Origin of the sequence: Mesorhizobium sp. B2-4-6 (assembly GCF_006442775.1) — a bacterium.
GTDB lineage: Bacteria > Pseudomonadota > Alphaproteobacteria > Rhizobiales > Rhizobiaceae > Mesorhizobium.
Window position 1 is genome coordinate 21,693 of record NZ_VFVI01000007.1, and the last position, 15,946, is coordinate 37,638.

At 64.4% G+C, this 15,946-nt stretch carries 16 protein-coding genes and 1 other RNA gene; 13 read left to right on the forward strand and 4 right to left on the reverse strand.

All coding sequences use genetic code 11. From position 1 onward, the window contains the following. Positions 1 to 183 precede the first annotated feature (183 nt). Complete coding sequence (locus FJ957_RS18335) at positions 184 to 873, reverse strand: cytochrome c family protein (protein ID WP_140833756.1); 690 nt, start codon at positions 871 to 873, stop codon at positions 184 to 186. A 193-nt stretch (positions 874 to 1,066) separates the two neighbouring features. On the opposite strand from FJ957_RS18335, the gene FJ957_RS18340 reads away from it, so the two are divergent. Further along, positions 1,067 to 1,795, forward strand: coding sequence for a 3-deoxy-manno-octulosonate cytidylyltransferase (locus FJ957_RS18340; RefSeq protein ID WP_140833758.1), 729 nt, complete (start codon positions 1,067 to 1,069; stop codon positions 1,793 to 1,795). A gap of 10 nt (positions 1,796 to 1,805) precedes the next feature. Then, positions 1,806 to 2,669 carry a prephenate dehydratase gene (locus FJ957_RS18345; protein WP_140833760.1) on the forward strand — a complete coding sequence of 288 codons (864 nt, stop codon included), beginning with the start codon at positions 1,806 to 1,808 and terminating at the stop codon, positions 2,667 to 2,669. Positions 2,670 to 2,959: 290 nt separating this feature from the next. On the opposite strand, the gene FJ957_RS18350 is transcribed toward FJ957_RS18345, so the two are convergent. The 3 genes from FJ957_RS18350 to FJ957_RS18360 are packed head-to-tail and all read right to left on the reverse strand — an operon-like array spanning position 2,960 to position 4,686. Then, positions 2,960 to 3,262 carry a Dabb family protein gene (locus FJ957_RS18350; protein ID WP_140833762.1) on the reverse strand — a complete coding sequence of 101 codons (303 nt, stop codon included), beginning with the start codon at positions 3,260 to 3,262 and terminating at the stop codon, positions 2,960 to 2,962. Positions 3,263 to 3,272: 10 nt separating this feature from the next. Further along, on the reverse strand, positions 3,273 to 4,214 hold the full coding sequence (gene nudC, locus FJ957_RS18355) for an NAD(+) diphosphatase (RefSeq protein WP_140833764.1): 942 nt from the start codon (positions 4,212 to 4,214) through the stop codon (positions 3,273 to 3,275). A 52-nt stretch (positions 4,215 to 4,266) separates the two neighbouring features. Continuing rightward, positions 4,267 to 4,686 (reverse strand): HIT family protein, encoded by a 420-nt coding sequence (locus FJ957_RS18360; RefSeq protein ID WP_040985997.1) that lies wholly within the window; start codon positions 4,684 to 4,686, stop codon positions 4,267 to 4,269. A 187-nt stretch (positions 4,687 to 4,873) separates the two neighbouring features. On the opposite strand from FJ957_RS18360, the gene ffs reads away from it, so the two are divergent. The 11 genes from ffs (at position 4,874) to FJ957_RS18415 (ending at position 15,923) form a co-directional block, all read left to right on the forward strand. Further along, an RNA gene (ffs, locus tag FJ957_RS18365) (signal recognition particle sRNA small type) lies at positions 4,874 to 4,970 on the forward strand. Between the two features lie 106 nt (positions 4,971 to 5,076). Then, complete coding sequence (locus FJ957_RS18370; RefSeq protein ID WP_140833765.1) at positions 5,077 to 6,891, forward strand: DNA polymerase III subunit gamma/tau; 1,815 nt, start codon at positions 5,077 to 5,079, stop codon at positions 6,889 to 6,891. Positions 6,892 to 6,913: 22 nt separating this feature from the next. After that, positions 6,914 to 7,237, forward strand: a complete 324-nt coding sequence (locus tag FJ957_RS18375; protein ID WP_140702714.1) for a YbaB/EbfC family nucleoid-associated protein — start codon at positions 6,914 to 6,916, stop codon at positions 7,235 to 7,237. A gap of 217 nt (positions 7,238 to 7,454) precedes the next feature. Continuing rightward, entirely contained in the window at positions 7,455 to 8,441 is a 987-nt protein-coding gene (locus tag FJ957_RS18380; RefSeq protein WP_140833767.1) for a cell wall hydrolase, read from the forward strand. Between the two features lie 90 nt (positions 8,442 to 8,531). Beyond that, positions 8,532 to 9,137, forward strand: a complete 606-nt coding sequence (gene recR / locus FJ957_RS18385) for a recombination mediator RecR (protein ID WP_140833769.1) — start codon at positions 8,532 to 8,534, stop codon at positions 9,135 to 9,137. 64 nt (positions 9,138 to 9,201) lie between these two features. Continuing rightward, positions 9,202 to 10,431, forward strand: a complete 1,230-nt coding sequence (locus FJ957_RS18390; RefSeq protein WP_246685882.1) for a lytic murein transglycosylase — start codon at positions 9,202 to 9,204, stop codon at positions 10,429 to 10,431. A 272-nt stretch (positions 10,432 to 10,703) separates the two neighbouring features. After that, positions 10,704 to 12,338, forward strand: coding sequence for an ABC transporter substrate-binding protein (locus FJ957_RS18395; RefSeq protein ID WP_181180624.1), 1,635 nt, complete (start codon positions 10,704 to 10,706; stop codon positions 12,336 to 12,338). 18 nt (positions 12,339 to 12,356) lie between these two features. Next, positions 12,357 to 13,424, forward strand: coding sequence for an ABC transporter permease (locus FJ957_RS18400; protein ID WP_140833774.1), 1,068 nt, complete (start codon positions 12,357 to 12,359; stop codon positions 13,422 to 13,424). After that, complete coding sequence (nikC, locus tag FJ957_RS18405; protein WP_140833775.1) at positions 13,421 to 14,341, forward strand: nickel transporter permease; 921 nt, start codon at positions 13,421 to 13,423, stop codon at positions 14,339 to 14,341. Before FJ957_RS18400 ends, nikC begins: the two co-directional genes overlap by 4 nt. Continuing rightward, complete coding sequence (locus tag FJ957_RS18410) at positions 14,338 to 15,177, forward strand: ABC transporter ATP-binding protein (RefSeq protein WP_140833777.1); 840 nt, start codon at positions 14,338 to 14,340, stop codon at positions 15,175 to 15,177. Before nikC ends, FJ957_RS18410 begins: the two co-directional genes overlap by 4 nt. Beyond that, positions 15,174 to 15,923, forward strand: a complete 750-nt coding sequence (locus tag FJ957_RS18415; RefSeq protein WP_140833779.1) for an ABC transporter ATP-binding protein — start codon at positions 15,174 to 15,176, stop codon at positions 15,921 to 15,923. Before FJ957_RS18410 ends, FJ957_RS18415 begins: the two co-directional genes overlap by 4 nt. Positions 15,924 to 15,946 lie beyond the last annotated feature (23 nt).

The following is a 15,946-nucleotide window of genomic DNA, read 5'->3' on the forward strand; positions in this document are numbered from 1 at the left end:
AGCGCAATTCCGGATGGAAACCGGGTTCCCGCTGTCCTGGAATTACCCTGACCACCCGCAATCTAGATCATTTGACGCCGGTGGGAACCGCAAGTACCGCCTTTGTCGCCGGCCATGCAGCTTTCCCAACAGAAAAGCCGGGACGAACCCGGCTTTTCCAAGGAAGTCTCTGCGACAAATTGTTTATTGAGCGGGCGCCGCGGGCTTGGCCGGAGCGGCTCCCTCGGCCGGCTGGGCCGGCGCGGCGCCTTCCGCGGGCTTCGCGGGTGCGGCGCCTTCCGCCGGCTTGGCGCCTTCGGCGGGCTTGGCTTCGGCCGAAGCGCCCGGCTGCGGCAGCGGCTTCGGATTGTCCGACAGCGTGCGCAGATAGGCGATCACATTGGCCCGGTCTTCATCCTTCGGCAGACCGGCGAAGCCCATCGCCGTGCCCTTCACGAACTTCTTCGGCGAGGTGATGAAGTGGTTGAGATTGTCGTAGGTCCAGTGCTCCTGGCCGCCTTTCGAAAAATCCTTCATGCCGGCCGAATAGGCGAAGCCTTCATGCTCGGCGACGGGGCGGTCGACGATATCCCAGAGATCCGGGCCGACCTTGTTCGGACCGCCCTTTTCGCCGGAATGGCAGGCCTGGCATTTCTTGAAGATCGCGGCGCCAGCCTCGGCATTGGCGGTGGCGAGCAGGTCGGCGATCGGCTTGGCTTCCGCCGCGGGAGCAGCCGGACCGCCTTCGGCCGGTTCCTGCGCTTCGATGGCGAAGCCGGGCTTTTCGGGCGCCGGCGAGGCGAACAATCCGTCCGAGACGAGGCCTATCGAAAAGACGAGGAAGCAGGTTCCCAGAAATCCGCCGAGCAGCTTGTTGACTTCGTTGGAATCCATACGCCCCTTGCTCCCTTTTCCGGCGGACCGTCCCGTCCACTCCGTCCGTCGGTATCGCGAACTGCCTCGAAAGGCCAGTCAAATCGGGCGGAAACTAGGTCTTTTGCTCAGGCGTTGCAACACCTATAAGGGCGCTTCCAGTGAGACCTTTTGCCACTTTTCCATCCGCTTTTTTCGACCGCCCTGAAATCCGATGTCAACCTTGATCCTGATCCCCGCCCGCATGGCCTCGACGCGTCTGCCGGGCAAGCCGCTGGCCGACATTGCGGGCGCGCCGATGATCGTCCATGTCGCCCGCCGGTCCGCCGAGGCCGGGCTTGGCCGCGTGGTGGTGGCGACCGATACCGAAGCCGTCGCGCAAGCTGTGCGGGCGCATGGCTTCGAGGCTGTCATGACCCGCGCGGATCACGAATCGGGCTCCGACCGCATCTTCGAGGCGCTGACGGCCCTCGACCCCGAAAAGCAGGTGGAAACGATCGTCAACGTCCAGGGCGACCTGCCGACCATCGATCCCGAGATCATTGGCGCGTCGCTGCGGCCGTTTGAGGACAAATCGGTCGATATCGCTACGCTGGGCGTCGAGATCGTGCGCGACGAGGAGAAGACCAACCAGAACGTGGTCAAGATCGTAGGCTCGCCGCTTTCCGCGACACGGTTGAGAGCGCTCTATTTCACCCGCGCTACCGCGCCCTGGGGCCAGGGACCGCTCTACCACCACATCGGCCTCTACGCCTATCGCCGTGCGGCGCTGGAACGCTTCGTGGCGCTCAAGCCGTCGCCGCTGGAGCGGCGCGAACGGCTGGAGCAGCTGCGCGCGCTGGAAGCCGGCATGCGCATCGACGCCGAGATCGTCAAATCGCTGCCGCTTGGCGTCGACACCCCCGACGACCTCGAGCGGGCGCGAAAAATCCTCTCAAACTGAGACATCCGTGATGGCTGAAAAGACCAACAGAATTTCCTTCCAGGGCGAGCCAGGCGCCAATTCCGACACGGCCTGCCGCAACATGTTCCCGTCGATGGAACCGTTGCCTTGCCCGACCTTCGAGGACGCCTTCAACGCGGTCGAGACCGGTAAGGCCGAGCTCGCCATGATCCCTATTGAGAACACGATCGCCGGGCGCGTCGCCGACATCCACCACCTGTTGCCGGAATCGAGGCTGCACATCGTCGGCGAGTATTTCCTGCCGATCCACTTCCAGCTCATGGTGCTGCCGGGGGTGAAGCGCGAAGAGATCAAGACCGTGCACAGCCACATCCATGCGCTCGGCCAGTGCCGCAAATATATCCGCAAGAACGGCTGGAAGCCGGTGATCGCCGGCGACACGGCGGGTTCGGCCAAGATGGTCTCGGAGGTGCGGGACCGCACCATGGCCTCGCTGGCGCCGGCTTTGGCCGCCGAGCTCTATGGGCTCGATATCATCGAGAAGAATGTCGAGGACACCGACTCCAACGTCACTCGCTTCGTCGTGCTGACCAAGAACAAGCAATGGATCGAACGCCCCGCGCCGGACGCCAAGATGATGACCACCTTCATCTTCCGCGTCCGCAACGTGCCGGCCGCGCTCTACAAGGCGATGGGCGGCTTCGCCACCAACGGCATCAACATGACCAAGCTCGAGAGCTACCAGCTCGGCGCCTTCACCGCGACGTTGTTTTACGCCGACATCGAAGGCCACCCGGACGATCCGCTGGTCAAGCTGGCGCTCGACGAGCTGCGCTTCTTCTCGCGCGAAATGCGCATCCTCGGCGTCTATCCGGCCAGCGCCTCGCGCGACGAGTGGAAGGTGGCGGACTGAACGGTCTTCGGTCAGTCAACGGATAGGTTCAAAGGGCGCGACCACCCTTCGGGGATTGGCGGAGGCCTTCATGCTTCGTCATCCACGGGCGGAGCAAGGAGCGAAGCGACGCGCGCAGACCCGAGGATCCATTCCGTTACGCTGGAGCGCTGCCCAACGTTGCAGAATCCTGCTCCGTTGCGCTCCTCACTAAAGTCCCGGCATGGATTCCAGGGCCTCCGCTACGCCCTAGAATGACGAGCCCGATAGAGGTTCCGCGCTAACCTCCGACGTTTGCGTTCAACCCATTCTCAGCCAAATCCCAACGGCACGTAGTCGATCTCCATGAACGTCTCGACCTCGGGCACCCAGCGGTCTCGCACGAAGGCGACATGGTCCGGGTGCTCGTTGTAGCGCGTGTAGGCCGCCTGGTCGGCGAACTCCATCGAGAAGCCGAACTGGTAGTCGTTCTTCGGGCTCACCTGCCGCAACTGCTCGAAATGCGCGACGCCCTTGATCCCGGTCAGGATCTTCTTCGCGTCGTGGAGGAAGCGCTTCGTCTCCAGCGACTGCAGCGGGTGCTTCAGCGTGAACACGACGGTGTGACGGATCATTCTTCTGCTCCTATTCGCTGTCGACCCAGGCGCGGATGAGGTGATGGGCGATCGCCCCTTTCGGCGGTGTAATCAAGCCGTCGGCGTGCGACCTGTCCAGCATCGTGCGCACCTCGTCGCGGAAAAACCAGCGGCAGTCCTCCAGCTCGTTGAGGTCGGCCTGGATATCCTCGTTGAGCGGCTCGCCGAAGCAGCCGATCATCAGCGAATAGGGGAACGGCCAGGGCTGGCTGGCGTGATAGACCACGCGGCCGAGCCGGATGCCCGCCTCTTCAAGCGTCTCGCGCCGCACCGCCGCCTCGATCGTCTCGCCCGGCTCGATGAAGCCGGCAAGCGCGGAATACATGCCCGGCGCGAAATGCTTGCCGCGCCCGAGCAGGCATTTTTCGTGCGTCACCGTCAGCATGATCGCCACCGGGTCGGTACGCGGGAAATGGTCGGTGCCGCAGGCCGGGCAATGCCGCCGGTAGCCACCGGCCCGCATTTCCGAGCGGTTGCCGCATTTCGAGCAGAAGGCGTGGCTGGCGTGCCAGGCGAGCAGCGCCGCGCCTTGCGCCAGCGCGCCGGCCGCCGCCTCGTCGACCAACCCCTGCATATAGACGGAGCGGTAGTCGATCGCCTTGATCGTCTCGGGCAGCTTTTCCGGCTCGACGCCGGCGGGCGCCGCCAGCACAGGACCTTCCTCGGAAAAGCCGAGCAGTACGCCTTGGCCGAGCGAAACCTCGAAGGCCTGGCTTTCATCCGCCTTGAACCACGGGTCGAACGTGCCGACGTCGAGTTTGAGATACAACCGCCCGGCATGCATCAGCATCAACCGCGCGGTCCGGTCGGCCAGCGCTTTTTCGACCGCGTCGTCGGCACGGTTCTCGGACTGCCGGTCGATCCGGTTGCCGGCGAAACCGACGAATTGACTGGGCTCGCGCAAGGGCGCGTCGAACAGGCGAAAGCTCATGGGGACTCGGGTGGGCTAAGGACTCGGGGGTGCGGAATGGACACTGGTCAGCTTATAGCGCCGCCTTGATCGTTTCGGCAAACCGCCTGATATCGGAGCGCTGGTAGGGCTCGCGCATGCCGTGCCCCCAGACCGGTCCCGGCCAGCCGGGATCGCCCTCGGAGCGGGCGACGACATGGACATGCAACTGGCGCACGATGTTGCCCAAAGCGCCGGTGTTGATCTTGGTGCAGCCGGTCACCCGCTTCAGCGCTTGCGCCACCATATTGGTCTCGAAAGTGAGCATCGCCTGGTCGAGCGGCGTCATTTCGTGGATTTCCTCGACACCCGGCCGCTGCGGCACCAGCACCAGCCATGGCCAGCGGCGGTCGTTCATCAGCCTGAGCTCACAAAGGCCAAGCCACATAAGCTGCTCGCTATCCGCCTCCAGCCGGGCGTCCAGCGTGAATCCGGCCTTGAGGCCAGGCAGCATGGGCGTTTCCTTCACTTTTGTTATTTGTAAGCATTTTCCAAACCAGGGACGCTAGAGCGGCGGCAAGGTGGCTGCAAGCGATTCATTGACCGCCGCCATCGATTTGGAGGACTTTCCGCCTTCGATGTGGCTACGGGTTCTGGCTCGGCTCTTGCATTTCGCCGCCGAATTGCCGATATGGAGCGCGGGAGGTTGGTGGTGGACGATCCACTCGCCAACCGGGTCAGGTCCGGAAGGAAGCAGCCCTAACGAGCCCGGAACGGGTCATTGTTCCAGCCTCCCACCTCTTCGCCTTTCTCCCGCGACATTGACGGCCCCGAGCCGTGCGGGTGAGACTATGCGCAGGAATCGGCCGCCTTCCGTCGCGGTCCTGGGAGCTTTTGACGGCGAATGAGCGAAGCCGGAAATTTGGGGCCAGAAAGCCTGGAAACAGGTAAGGCCGCCGCTTATCGCGTCCTGGCGCGCAAATATCGCCCATCGAATTTCTCCGAGCTGATCGGCCAGGAGCCGATGGTCCGCACGCTGACCAATGCGTTCGCCACCGGCCGTATCGCCCAGGCCTGGATGCTGACCGGCGTGCGCGGTGTCGGCAAGACGACGACCGCGCGCATCCTGGCGCGGGCACTGAACTACAAAACGGCGACCGTCGATCAGCCCTCAGTCGACCTTTCGATCCCCGGCGAGCATTGCCAGGCGATCATGGAAGGCCGCCATGTCGACGTCATCGAGATGGATGCCGCCTCTCACACCGGCATCGACGACATCAGGGACATCATCGACCGCGTCCGCTACGCGCCGGTCTCGGTACGCTACAAGGTCTACATCATCGACGAAGTGCACATGCTCTCCACGCAGGCCTTCAACGGCCTCCTGAAGACGCTGGAAGAGCCGCCGCCGCACGTCAAATTCATCTTTGCCACCACCGAGATCCGCAAGGTGCCGATAACGGTGCTGTCGCGCTGCCAGCGCTTCGACCTGAGGCGCATCGATGCCAGCGCGCTGGTCGGGCATCTGTCCTCGATCGCGGCCAAGGAAGGCGTTGCCGTCGACGACGAGGCGCTGGCGATGATCGCGCGGGCCGCCGAAGGCTCGGCGCGCGATTCGCTCTCCATCCTCGACCAGGCGATCGCCCATGGCAGCGGCAAGGTCAGCGCCGAGGCCGTGCGCGCCATGCTCGGCCTTGCCGACCGCGCCCGCATCATCGACCTGTTCGAGTATGTCATGAAGGGCGACGTGGCGGCCGCGCTCGCCGAGTTCCGCGCGCAATACGACACCGGCGCCGATCCGGCCGCCGTGCTTACCGATCTTGCCGAGTTCAACCACCTCGTCACCCGCCTGCGCTTCGTGCCGGCAGCCGCCGACGATGCGTCGCTTTCCGAGGACGAGCGCCGGCGCGGCGCCGAATTCGCCGGCACGCTCTCGGTGCGCGTGCTGTCGCGGACCTGGCAGATGCTGCTCAAGGGCATTCCCGAGGTGCAGTCCTCCAACCGCCCGGTCAGCGCCGGCGAAATGGTGTTGATCAGGCTGGCGCACGCCGCCGACCTGCCGACGCTGGACGAGGCGCTGAAATCGCTGGAGGGCGCGGGCCCGCTGCCGAATGGTGCACCGCGCGCCAACGCAGCGCCGGCCGGCAATGCCGGCGGCGCGAGCCCCGTCGCGCAGACCCGGATGCCTGCTTCCACCGGTGGCGGTGCCCAGACGATGCGCCTGGTCGAAACGCAGCCCGCGCCCGCCGCCTTCGTTCCGGCGCCGGAGCCGGTCGACGAGGCGCCCGTCGTTCCGGTCAAATCGCTGGCCGACATCGTCGCGCTTGCCGACGCCAATCGCGACATGGCCTTCAAGGTGCTGCTGAAACGCTGCGTGCGGCCGGTCCGCATCGAACCCGGCCGTCTCGACGTCACCTTGACCGACGACGCGCCGAAGATGCTGCTCAACGACCTCACCGCCAAGCTGCGCGCCTGGACCGGCCGCAACTGGCTGGTGTCGCTGTCGAAGGAAGAGGGTGGCCAGACATTGGCCGAAATGGAGACGACGAAGCGCGAGAACGCCTTCTCCGACGCCAGGAGCGACCCGACTGTCGCGGCCATACTCGCCCGTTTCCCTGGCGCCAAGATCATCGACGTGCGCATCCCGGACGTGCCGGACGTGGAAGAGGCCGAGGCCGACCTGCCGGTCGAACCGGCGGCCGATGACGACGAGACCTGAAACATTTTTAGAGGACCACCCGATGAAAGATCTTCTCGGCCTTATGGGCAAGGCAAAGGAAATGCAGGCCAAGTTCCAGGCCATGCAAGACGAGATCGCCACGCTTGAAGCCACCGGCCAGGCCGGCGGCGGTCTGGTCAGCATCACGCTTTCCGGCAAGTTCGAAATGAAGACGCTGAAGATCGATCCGTCTTTGATCAAGGCGGACGAAGCCGAAATCCTCGAGGACCTCATCCTGGCCGCCCACAATGACGCCAAAAATAAGGTCGAGCAGATCATGCAAGAGAAGACCAAGGCGCTCACGGCAGGCTTGCCGATTCCGCCCGGAATGAAATTGCCGTTCTGAGATCGTGTCCGCCAGTTAATTGATTATGAACGGAAATTGAGTCCGGGCTGCAATATTAACCATTTTGCCGGCAATGCTCACGGGCACATTTCGCGACATTCATAAAGTTTTACCCAAGTCCAGAAGTTGCTAACCTTCTAGCCATCTTTTTGCCCGAAAGAGTCTCATTCTTGCCACATCTCGGGGCGGGCTGGCATCTGGACATGAGGCTTTTTTGGTGATCGCGACGCGATGGAAGACGCCGCTGCTGCTTATCGGCATCGTCACTTCCCCCTTGCTCCTGGCCGGCTGCAGCCAGACCACTTCCTCCCATGGCATGTCGGTGTCGGGTCTGACCGATGCCCTTACGCCGAGCTTCCTGACGCGTTCCTCCAGCCATTCGCTGAAGGACAAGGAATGCTTGCAAAGGGCAATGTTCTTCGAGTCCAACCGGTCGAGCCGCGACGGCATGATCGCGGTCGGCACGGTCGTCATGAACCGGCTTCGCTCGGGCCAGCACGGCAACACCATCTGTCAGGTTGTCGGCGAGCCGGGCCAGTTTGCTCCGGGCGTCATGACTCGGCCGATGAACTCGAAGGCCCTGCCGGATGTCGAGGAGGCGGCCGATGCGGTGCTGAGAGGCGAACGCAAGGCCAAGCTCAAGAACACGATGTATTTCCACACCGCCGGCCTGCGCTTCCCCTACAAGAACATGCATTACACCATGGTTGCCGGCGGCAACGCCTTCTATGAGAAGCGCGGCCGCAACTGGCAACCGCTGCCGGACGAGCCGATGGTCGCCATGAACGTGGGCGACCAGCAGAGGTCTGACCGGCAGAAACCCGCGGCCGACGCTCCGATGCTCGTGGCTTCCGCCGAGCCGATCGTCAAGACGATCGTCCGTCCGGACCCGGCAAAGCAGGCCGCATTGGCCGCGGCCGCGCGGACCGAAGACGCTTCCGCCGAACAGACCTATGTGACGGCTTCTGTTGCGCCTTCTGCCAAGTCCGGCCGTCTGGCGCAGAAGCAGTTGGTCGTGGCGATGCAGGAGCCGATGGCCGAACCGGACGCCTCGCGTTTCGGCGGCGCCCTCAAGGGCCGCTACATCACTTCGGTGCCCAATGCGCCGCAGGAAGCGGCGATGGGCTTCCAGTCGACGCCTGAGAACACCGACGCCATCGGCGCGATGATCGTCAGCCAGGACCGGCCGCTCGAAGCCAACTGAACCCGATTGCATCCAACGCAAGGCCCGCCATGGCAGCATGGCGGGCCTTGTGCCGTTGCTGGCTGTCGTGAAAAATCCTAGATCAAGGCGATGTCGAAGAGAATCGCCGGTCCGGAAATCGAACGCCTGATCCAGCTCCTGGCCAAGGTGCCGGGGCTTGGGCCGCGCTCGGCCAGGCGCGCCGCGCTTCATCTCATCAAGAAGAAGGAACAGCTGCTCGAGCCTCTGGCCGCCGCGATGGGCGAGGCAGTCGACAAGGTGCGCATCTGCTCGACCTGCGGCAATGTCGATACATCCGACCCCTGCATGATCTGCACCGACCCGCGTCGCGACGCCGGCACGCTGATCGTCGTCGAGGACGTCTCGGACCTCTGGGCGCTGGAGCGCGCCGCGGCCATGAACGTGCGCTACCACGTGCTTGGCGGCACGTTGTCGCCGCTCGACGGCATCGGTCCGGACCAGCTCAACATCCGCTCGCTGGTCGACCGTGTCGCCGGCGGCGAGGTGAAGGAGGTCATCCTTGCCGTCAACGCCACCGTCGAGGGGCAGACGACCGCGCATTATGTGACGGATCAGCTGTCGGGCTTCGATGTGAAGGTGACGCGGCTCGCGCATGGTGTGCCGGTCGGCGGCGAGCTCGATTACCTCGACGAAGGCACGCTGGCGGCCGCGCTGCGATCGAGGACGGCGTTTTGAAGTTGGCGGTGAGGGGACCTTGGAAATGACAGCATTCTGTCGCGCGACAGAACGCGGCTTTTGCATGCTTGCTCTCGCATTCCTGCTGGTCGCGTTGATCGGGCTTTTCGCCTCCCCCACTCACGCCGCCGCCATCGACGACCAGTTCCGGGCCTGGCTGCAGAACGACCTCTGGCCCGAAGCCAAGTCCAAAGGCATCTCGAAAAAGACCTTCGACGCCGCCTTCCTCGGCGTGAAGCCGAACCTCAAGCTTTCCGACCTCGTCCTTCCCGGCGAGACCCCGACCACGCCTGAGAAACAGCACCAGGCCGAGTTCGGCCCGCCCGCCAACTATTTCGCCGAGAAGATCATTCGGGCCGTCACGTCGGGCGGAAGGACGCGCGAGAGCGCCAACGCCCGGACGCTCGGGCTGATCGAGAAGCGCTACGGCGTTCCGGGCGAGATCGTGCTGGCGATCTGGGGCCGCGAGACCGGCTTCGGCGCGGCCAAGATGCCTTACGACGCGTTCGAGGTGCTGGGCACCAAGGCGTTCATGTCGACCAAGAAGGACTTCTTCCGCACCGAGGTGCTGGCGGCGCTCGAAATCGTCGAGCGCGGGCTGGCGCCGGTCAATGCGATGAAGTCGTCCTGGGCCGGCGCACTCGGCCAGCCGCAATTCATGCCGACCTCGTTCTTGAAGCACGCCGTCGACTTCGACGGCGACGGCCGGCCCGACATCTGGAACTCGACGCCCGACGTGCTCGCCTCGATCGCCAACTACCTTGTCCATTATGGCTGGGTGAGGGGGCGCGGCTGGGGGACCGAGGTGACGGTTCCGGCAAATGTCTCTTGCTCGCAGGAAGGACCCGACCAGGGCAAGAAGATCTCCGACTGGGTGGCGATGGGCATCCGGCACGTCGACGGCAAGGCGTTTCCGGCGAGCGAATTGAAGGCCGAGGGTTTCCTGCTGATGCCGGCCGGGCGCAGTGGCCCGGCCTTCATCGTCACGCCGAACTTCTATGTGATCAAGCAATACAACAACAGCGATCTCTATGGCCTGTTCATCGGCCATGCCGCCGACCGCATCGCCAGAGGCGACGCCGCCTTTGCCGGCACCTGGGGGGCGGTCGGCGATCTCCATCGCTCCGATATCGCCGCCCTGCAGCGGGCGCTGGAGGCCAAGGGCTACGATGTCGGCAGCGCCGACGGCCTGCCCGGCTTCAAGACCCGCCGCTCGATCGGCATCTGGCAGGCAAAGAACGGCAGGCCCGCCACCTGCTTTCCCGATGCCGCACTGGTCGCGCAGCTGAAATAGCGGCTGTCTCCCGAGAGCACGACCCCTGGCAGATTTTTGCGGATCGGCGGCTTCAATCGGCTGGCGCATGGGTCGATTCATGGCGGCCCGTCTGGTCCGATACGGTGTCTCGCAAATGCGTGTTGCCGCTTTGATTGTGCCGTCGAATAGGGAGTTGACCAACTGGACAAAAAACACGACGGTAAGCGGCCAAAGCCGCTGCTGGCCTTGCAAAGAACAATACAGCCCTGAGCCGGGAACTCAGGTCAACAAGACAGGGAACGATCACCATGATGCTGGAAAAGTTTGCTCTCCGCTCTCGCGCCTTGCTTGCGGGCGCCGCGCTGTCCGCCCTGCTCGTCGCGCCCGCCTTCGCGGTCACGCCCGCCGATACGCTGGTCGAGGGCTTTGCCATCGACGACATCATCTCGATGGACCCGGGCGAAGCGTTCGAGCTGTCGACGGCCGAAGTCACCGGCAACACCTATGATCTCCTGGTCCGCCTCGACCTCAGCGACACATCCAAGGTCAAGGGCGACCTTGCCGAGAGCTGGACCGTTTCCGACGACGGCCTGACCTACACATTCAAGCTCAAGCCCGGCATGAAGTTCGCGTCCGGCAATCCGATCACCGCGGCCGATGTCGCCTATTCCTTTGAACGCGCCATCAAGCTCGACAAGAGCCCGGCTTTCATCATCAACCAGTTCGGCATCACCGGCGACAATGTCACCGAGAAAGCCAAGGCCGTCGACGACACCACCTTCCAGTTCGTCGTCGACAAACCCTACGCACCGAGCTTCGTGCTGAACTGCCTGTCGGCCACGGTCGCCTCGATCGTCGACGCCAAGCTGGTCAAGGAACATGTCGCCGCCGTCACGCCGAGCGCCGACTACAAATGGGACAACGACTTCGGCAATGCCTGGCTGAAGACCGGCTACGCTGGCTCGGGCCGGTACAAGCTGCGCGAGTGGCGCGCCAACGAGGCCGTCGTCATGGAACGCAACGACAATTACAACGGCGAGAAGGCCGAGCTCGCCCGCGTCATCTATCGCAACATGAAGGAAAGCTCGGCGCAGCGCCTGGCGCTCGAGGCCGGCGATATCGACGTCGCCCGCAACCTCGAGCCGAACGATCTCGACGCCATCGCCAAGAACGCCGATCTCACCACCACCAGCGCGCCGAAGGGCACGGTCTATTACATCAGCCTCAACCAGAAGAACCCGACGCTTGCCAAGCCGGAGGTGCGGCAGGCGTTCAAATATCTGGTCGACTACGATGCGCTGGGCTCGACCATCCTCAAGGGCATCGGCGAAATCCACCAGTCCTTCCTGCCCAAGGGCGACCTCGGCGCAATGGATGACAATCCCTTCAAGTTCGATGTCGCCAAGGCCAAGGAATTGCTCGCCAAGGCGGGCGTGCCGGATGGCTTCAAGGTGACCATGGACGTGCGCACCGGACAGCCGACCACGGGCATGGCGGAATCGATCCAGCAGACGCTCGGCCAGGGCGGCATCCAACTGGAGATCATTCCCGGCGATGGTAAGCAGACGCTGACCAAATACCGCGCCCGCAACCACGACATCTATATCGGCCAGTGGGGCCAGGACTATTTCGATCCGAACTCCAACGCCCAGACGTTCGCCTCGAACCCGGACAATTCCGACGACGCCAAGATCAAGACGCTGGCCTGGCGCAATGCCTGGGACATCCCGGACCTGACCAAGGAAACCGAGGCGGCGCTGCTGGAGAAGGATTCGGGCAAGCGCGCCGATATGTACAAGGACCTGCAGCAGAAGATCCTCGACACCAGCCCCTTCGTCATCATCCATCAGCAGCTGGAAGTGGCCGGGCTGCGCAAGAACCTCAAGGGCTTTGCGCTCGGCCCGAGCTTCGACACCAATTTTGTCGGCGCGGTTTCCAAGGAATAGCGTCGGCGGATCCGCCGCGTGAGCGTAGCTGACAATCAGGTGGCGGCGGGGCGCGGCAGCGCCCGCGCCGTCGCCCTCCTATCGTCGCTCGGCCGCTTCTTGGTCATCGCGGTGACGACCTATCTCGGTCTTCTCGCGGTGACCTTCTTCATCGGCCGCGTCATCCCGATCGATCCGGTCCTGGCCGTCCTCGGCGATCGGGCTCCCACGGCCGTCGTCGAGCGCACGCGTCGCGAAATGGGCCTCGACCTGCCCTGGATCGAACAGTTCTACATCTATGTCAAAAATGCGCTGAGCGGCGACTTCGGCACTTCGGTGCTGACCACCAATCCGGTGATGTCCGATATCCGCCGCGTCTTCCCGGCGACCATCGAACTGGCGACGCTGGGCACGATCATCGGCGCCGTCATCGGCGTGCCGCTCGGCGTGCTGGCCGCCGTCAAACGCGGCAGCCTGATCGACCAGGTCGCGCGCGTCGTCGGCCTCATAGGCTATTCGGTGCCGATCTTCTGGCTCGGGCTGCTCGGGCTGGTGCTGTTCTACGCCAAGCTGCAATGGATCGCCTTTCCGGCGCGGCTCGACGTCGTCTACGAATACACATTCACGCCGATCACCGGCTTCTACCTGCTCGATGCCGCGATCCAGGGGCAGTGGGACGTCTTCTACGACGCCTGGCGCCACATCGTCCTGCCGGCCGCGCTGCTTGGCTATCTGTCGCTCGCCTATATCAGCCGCATGACCCGCTCCTTCATGCTGAACGAGCTGGCGCAGGAATACATCGTCGCGGCGCGCGCCAAGGGCCTGTCGGAAGGTCGCATCATCTGGGGCCACGCGCTGCGCAACGCCGCCGTGCCGATGGTGACGGTGATCGCGCTTTCCTACGCCAACCTGCTCGAAGGCTCGGTATTGACCGAGACCGTCTTCTCTTGGCCGGGTATCGGCCTCTACATCACCAATTCGCTGCAGAACGCCGACATGAACGCGGTGCTCGGCGGCACCATCGCCATCGGCTCGGTCTTCATCGCCATCAACCTTCTGTCCGATCTGCTCTACCGGCTGCTCGATCCAAGGACGAGGGTTGGATGAGCGCTGGAACCATCCAATCCAGGCGCGCGTGGCTGCTCAGCGACCGGCCGGCCTCGCGCCTCCAGGCAAGGCTCGGCCGCTCCTATATCGCCTGGCGGCGCTTCTCCGCCAATCGGCTGGCGCTGGTCGGCATGCTGATCATCATCGCGCTGCTGGTGGTCGCCGCCTTTGCCGATGTGCTGGCGCCCTATTCGCCGACCGTCGGCGATCTCAAGAACGCCCGCCTGCTGCCGCCCAGCGCCGCGCATTGGTTCGGCACCGACGACCTTGGCCGCGACATCTTTTCGCGCATCGTTTATGGCGCGCGCTGGACGCTTTATGTGGTGATCCTCGTCGCCGTCATCGCCGCGCCCATCGGCCTGCTGGTCGGCACGATCGCCGGTTATGCCGGCGGCTGGACCGACACGATCCTGATGCGCATCACCGATATCTTCCTCGCCTTTCCGAAGCTGGTGCTGGCGCTCGCCTTCGTCGCGGCGCTCGGTCCCGGCATCGAGAACGCGGTAATCGCGATCGCCATCACCTCCTGGCCGCCTTACGCGCGTATTGCTCGTGCGGAAACGCTGACGGTGCGCAACTCCGACTACATCAAGGCGGTGCAGCTGATGGGCGCTTCGCCCTTCCGCATCGTGCTGCGCCACATCATGCCGCTCTGCATTTCCTCGCTGATTATCCGCGTGACGCTCGATATGGCGGGCATCATCCTGACTGCCGCAGGTCTCGGCTTTCTCGGTCTCGGCGCGCAGCCGCCGCTGCCCGAATGGGGCGCGATGATCGCGTCGGGCCGCCGCTTCATCCTCGACCAATGGTGGGTGGCAGCGGCGCCAGGCGCGGCCATCCTCATCGTCAGCCTCGGCTTCAACCTGCTCGGCGACGGCCTACGCGACGCGCTCGATCCCCGGAGCGGCGACCAATGAGCGGCGACACGCTCCTCGACGTCGACGACCTGCGTGTCACCTTCCCGACCCGCACCGGCCTCGTGCAGGCCGTGCGCGGCGTCTCGTTCTCGCTCGGCCGCGAGCGGCTGGGCATCGTCGGCGAGAGCGGCTCCGGCAAATCGCAGACCGGCCGCGCCATCATGGGCCTCACCCCGCCGCAGGCCGAGGTTTCGGCGAAGAAGCTCACCTTCGACGGTATCGATCTGCTGTCCATATCGCCCCGCCAGCGCCGCTCGTTGCGGGGAAACCGCATCGCCATGATCCTGCAGGATCCCAAATATTCGCTCGACCCGGTGATGACCATCGGCCGCCAGATCGTCGAGACGCTGCGCACGCACGAAAAGGTCTCCAGGGCCGAGGCGCGCGATCGCGCGCTGGAGATGCTGCGGGCGGTGCAGATCCGCGATCCAGTCCGCGTTTTCGACCTTTACCCGCACGAGGTCTCGGGCGGCATGGGCCAGCGCGCCATGATCGCCATGATGCTGGTCACCGGACCCGAGCTGATGATCGCCGATGAGCCGACCTCGGCGCTCGACGTCACCGTGCAGCTCGACGTGCTCAGGATCCTCGACAAGCTCGTCGCCGAGCGCGGCATGGGCCTGATCTTCATCTCGCACGACCTGCGCCTGGTCTCCTCCTTTTGCGACCGCGTCGTCGTCATGTATGCCGGCAAGGTGGTCGAGCAGATCAAGGCTTCCGAACTGCGCGATGCCCGGCACCCCTACACGCGCGGCCTGCTCAACTGCATGCCGAGAATCGGCTTCGAGCGGCATCCGCTGCCGGTGCTCGACCGCAAGCCGGAGTGGGCGGCATGACGGCCTCCATCGCTGTCGAAGGACTGGAAGTGGTCTTCGACCGTTTTCGCGCGCTGAAGGGCGTGAGCCTCGAAGTGAGGGAAGGCGAATCCTATGGGCTGGTCGGGGAGAGCGGTTCGGGCAAGTCGACGCTGCTGAGGGCCATCACCGGCCTCGCGCCGGTCGCCTCGGGCGCCATTACCGTGAACGGCAAGAGGCTCGGCAAGACCCGTGACAAGACCTTCTATCGCGACGTGCAGATGGTCTTCCAGGACCCCTACGGCTCGCTGCATCCGCGCCAGACGGTCGACCGCCTGCTGCAGGAACCTTTGGCCATCCATGGCATTGCCGACGGCGAGAAGCGCATCGAGCGCGCGCTGGACGAGGTCGGCCTCGGCACCGGCTTCCGTTTCCGCTACGCGCACCAACTGTCCGGCGGCCAGCGCCAGCGCGTGGCGATAGCCCGGGCGCTGATTCTGGAACCCTCGATCCTTTTGCTCGACGAGCCGACCTCGGCGCTCGACGCGTCCGTGCAGGCGGAGGTGCTGAATCTTCTGGAAGAGGTGCGCCGCCGTCGCAAGCTCACCTTCCTGATGGTCAGCCACGACCTCGCCATCATCACCCATATGTGCGAGCGGCTGATGGTGATGCAGAACGGCGAGGCGGTGGAGACGCTGACCGCGAGCCAGCTGATCGGCCATCGCGTGAGCGCGGATTATACGCGCAATCTGCTCAGGGCCAGCGAAGGGTTTGTGAGAACGGCTTGAATGAGTACTCCCTTGCGCACGAG

Bases quoted from the DNA above. Each gene is read 5' to 3' on its own strand.
- FJ957_RS18395 (WP_181180624.1), top strand. From the start codon at position 10,704: ATGCTGGAAAAGTTTGCTCTCCGCTCTCGCGCCTTGCTTGCGGGCGCC.
- nudC (WP_140833764.1), bottom strand. From the start codon at position 4,214: ATGAGCTTTCGCCTGTTCGACGCGCCCTTGCGCGAGCCCAGTCAATTC.
- FJ957_RS18335 (WP_140833756.1), bottom strand. From the start codon at position 873: ATGGATTCCAACGAAGTCAACAAGCTGCTCGGCGGATTTCTGGGAACC.
- nikC (WP_140833775.1), top strand. From the start codon at position 13,421: ATGAGCGCTGGAACCATCCAATCCAGGCGCGCGTGGCTGCTCAGCGAC.
- FJ957_RS18345 (WP_140833760.1), top strand. From the start codon at position 1,806: ATGGCTGAAAAGACCAACAGAATTTCCTTCCAGGGCGAGCCAGGCGCC.
- FJ957_RS18410 (WP_140833777.1), top strand. From the start codon at position 14,338: ATGAGCGGCGACACGCTCCTCGACGTCGACGACCTGCGTGTCACCTTC.
- FJ957_RS18390 (WP_246685882.1), top strand. From the start codon at position 9,202: ATGCTTGCTCTCGCATTCCTGCTGGTCGCGTTGATCGGGCTTTTCGCC.
- recR (WP_140833769.1), top strand. From the start codon at position 8,532: ATGTCGAAGAGAATCGCCGGTCCGGAAATCGAACGCCTGATCCAGCTC.
- FJ957_RS18340 (WP_140833758.1), top strand. From the start codon at position 1,067: ATGTCAACCTTGATCCTGATCCCCGCCCGCATGGCCTCGACGCGTCTG.
- FJ957_RS18350 (WP_140833762.1), bottom strand. From the start codon at position 3,262: ATGATCCGTCACACCGTCGTGTTCACGCTGAAGCACCCGCTGCAGTCG.
- FJ957_RS18375 (WP_140702714.1), top strand. From the start codon at position 6,914: ATGAAAGATCTTCTCGGCCTTATGGGCAAGGCAAAGGAAATGCAGGCC.
- FJ957_RS18360 (WP_040985997.1), bottom strand. From the start codon at position 4,686: ATGCTGCCTGGCCTCAAGGCCGGATTCACGCTGGACGCCCGGCTGGAG.
- FJ957_RS18415 (WP_140833779.1), top strand. From the start codon at position 15,174: ATGACGGCCTCCATCGCTGTCGAAGGACTGGAAGTGGTCTTCGACCGT.
- FJ957_RS18370 (WP_140833765.1), top strand. From the start codon at position 5,077: ATGAGCGAAGCCGGAAATTTGGGGCCAGAAAGCCTGGAAACAGGTAAG.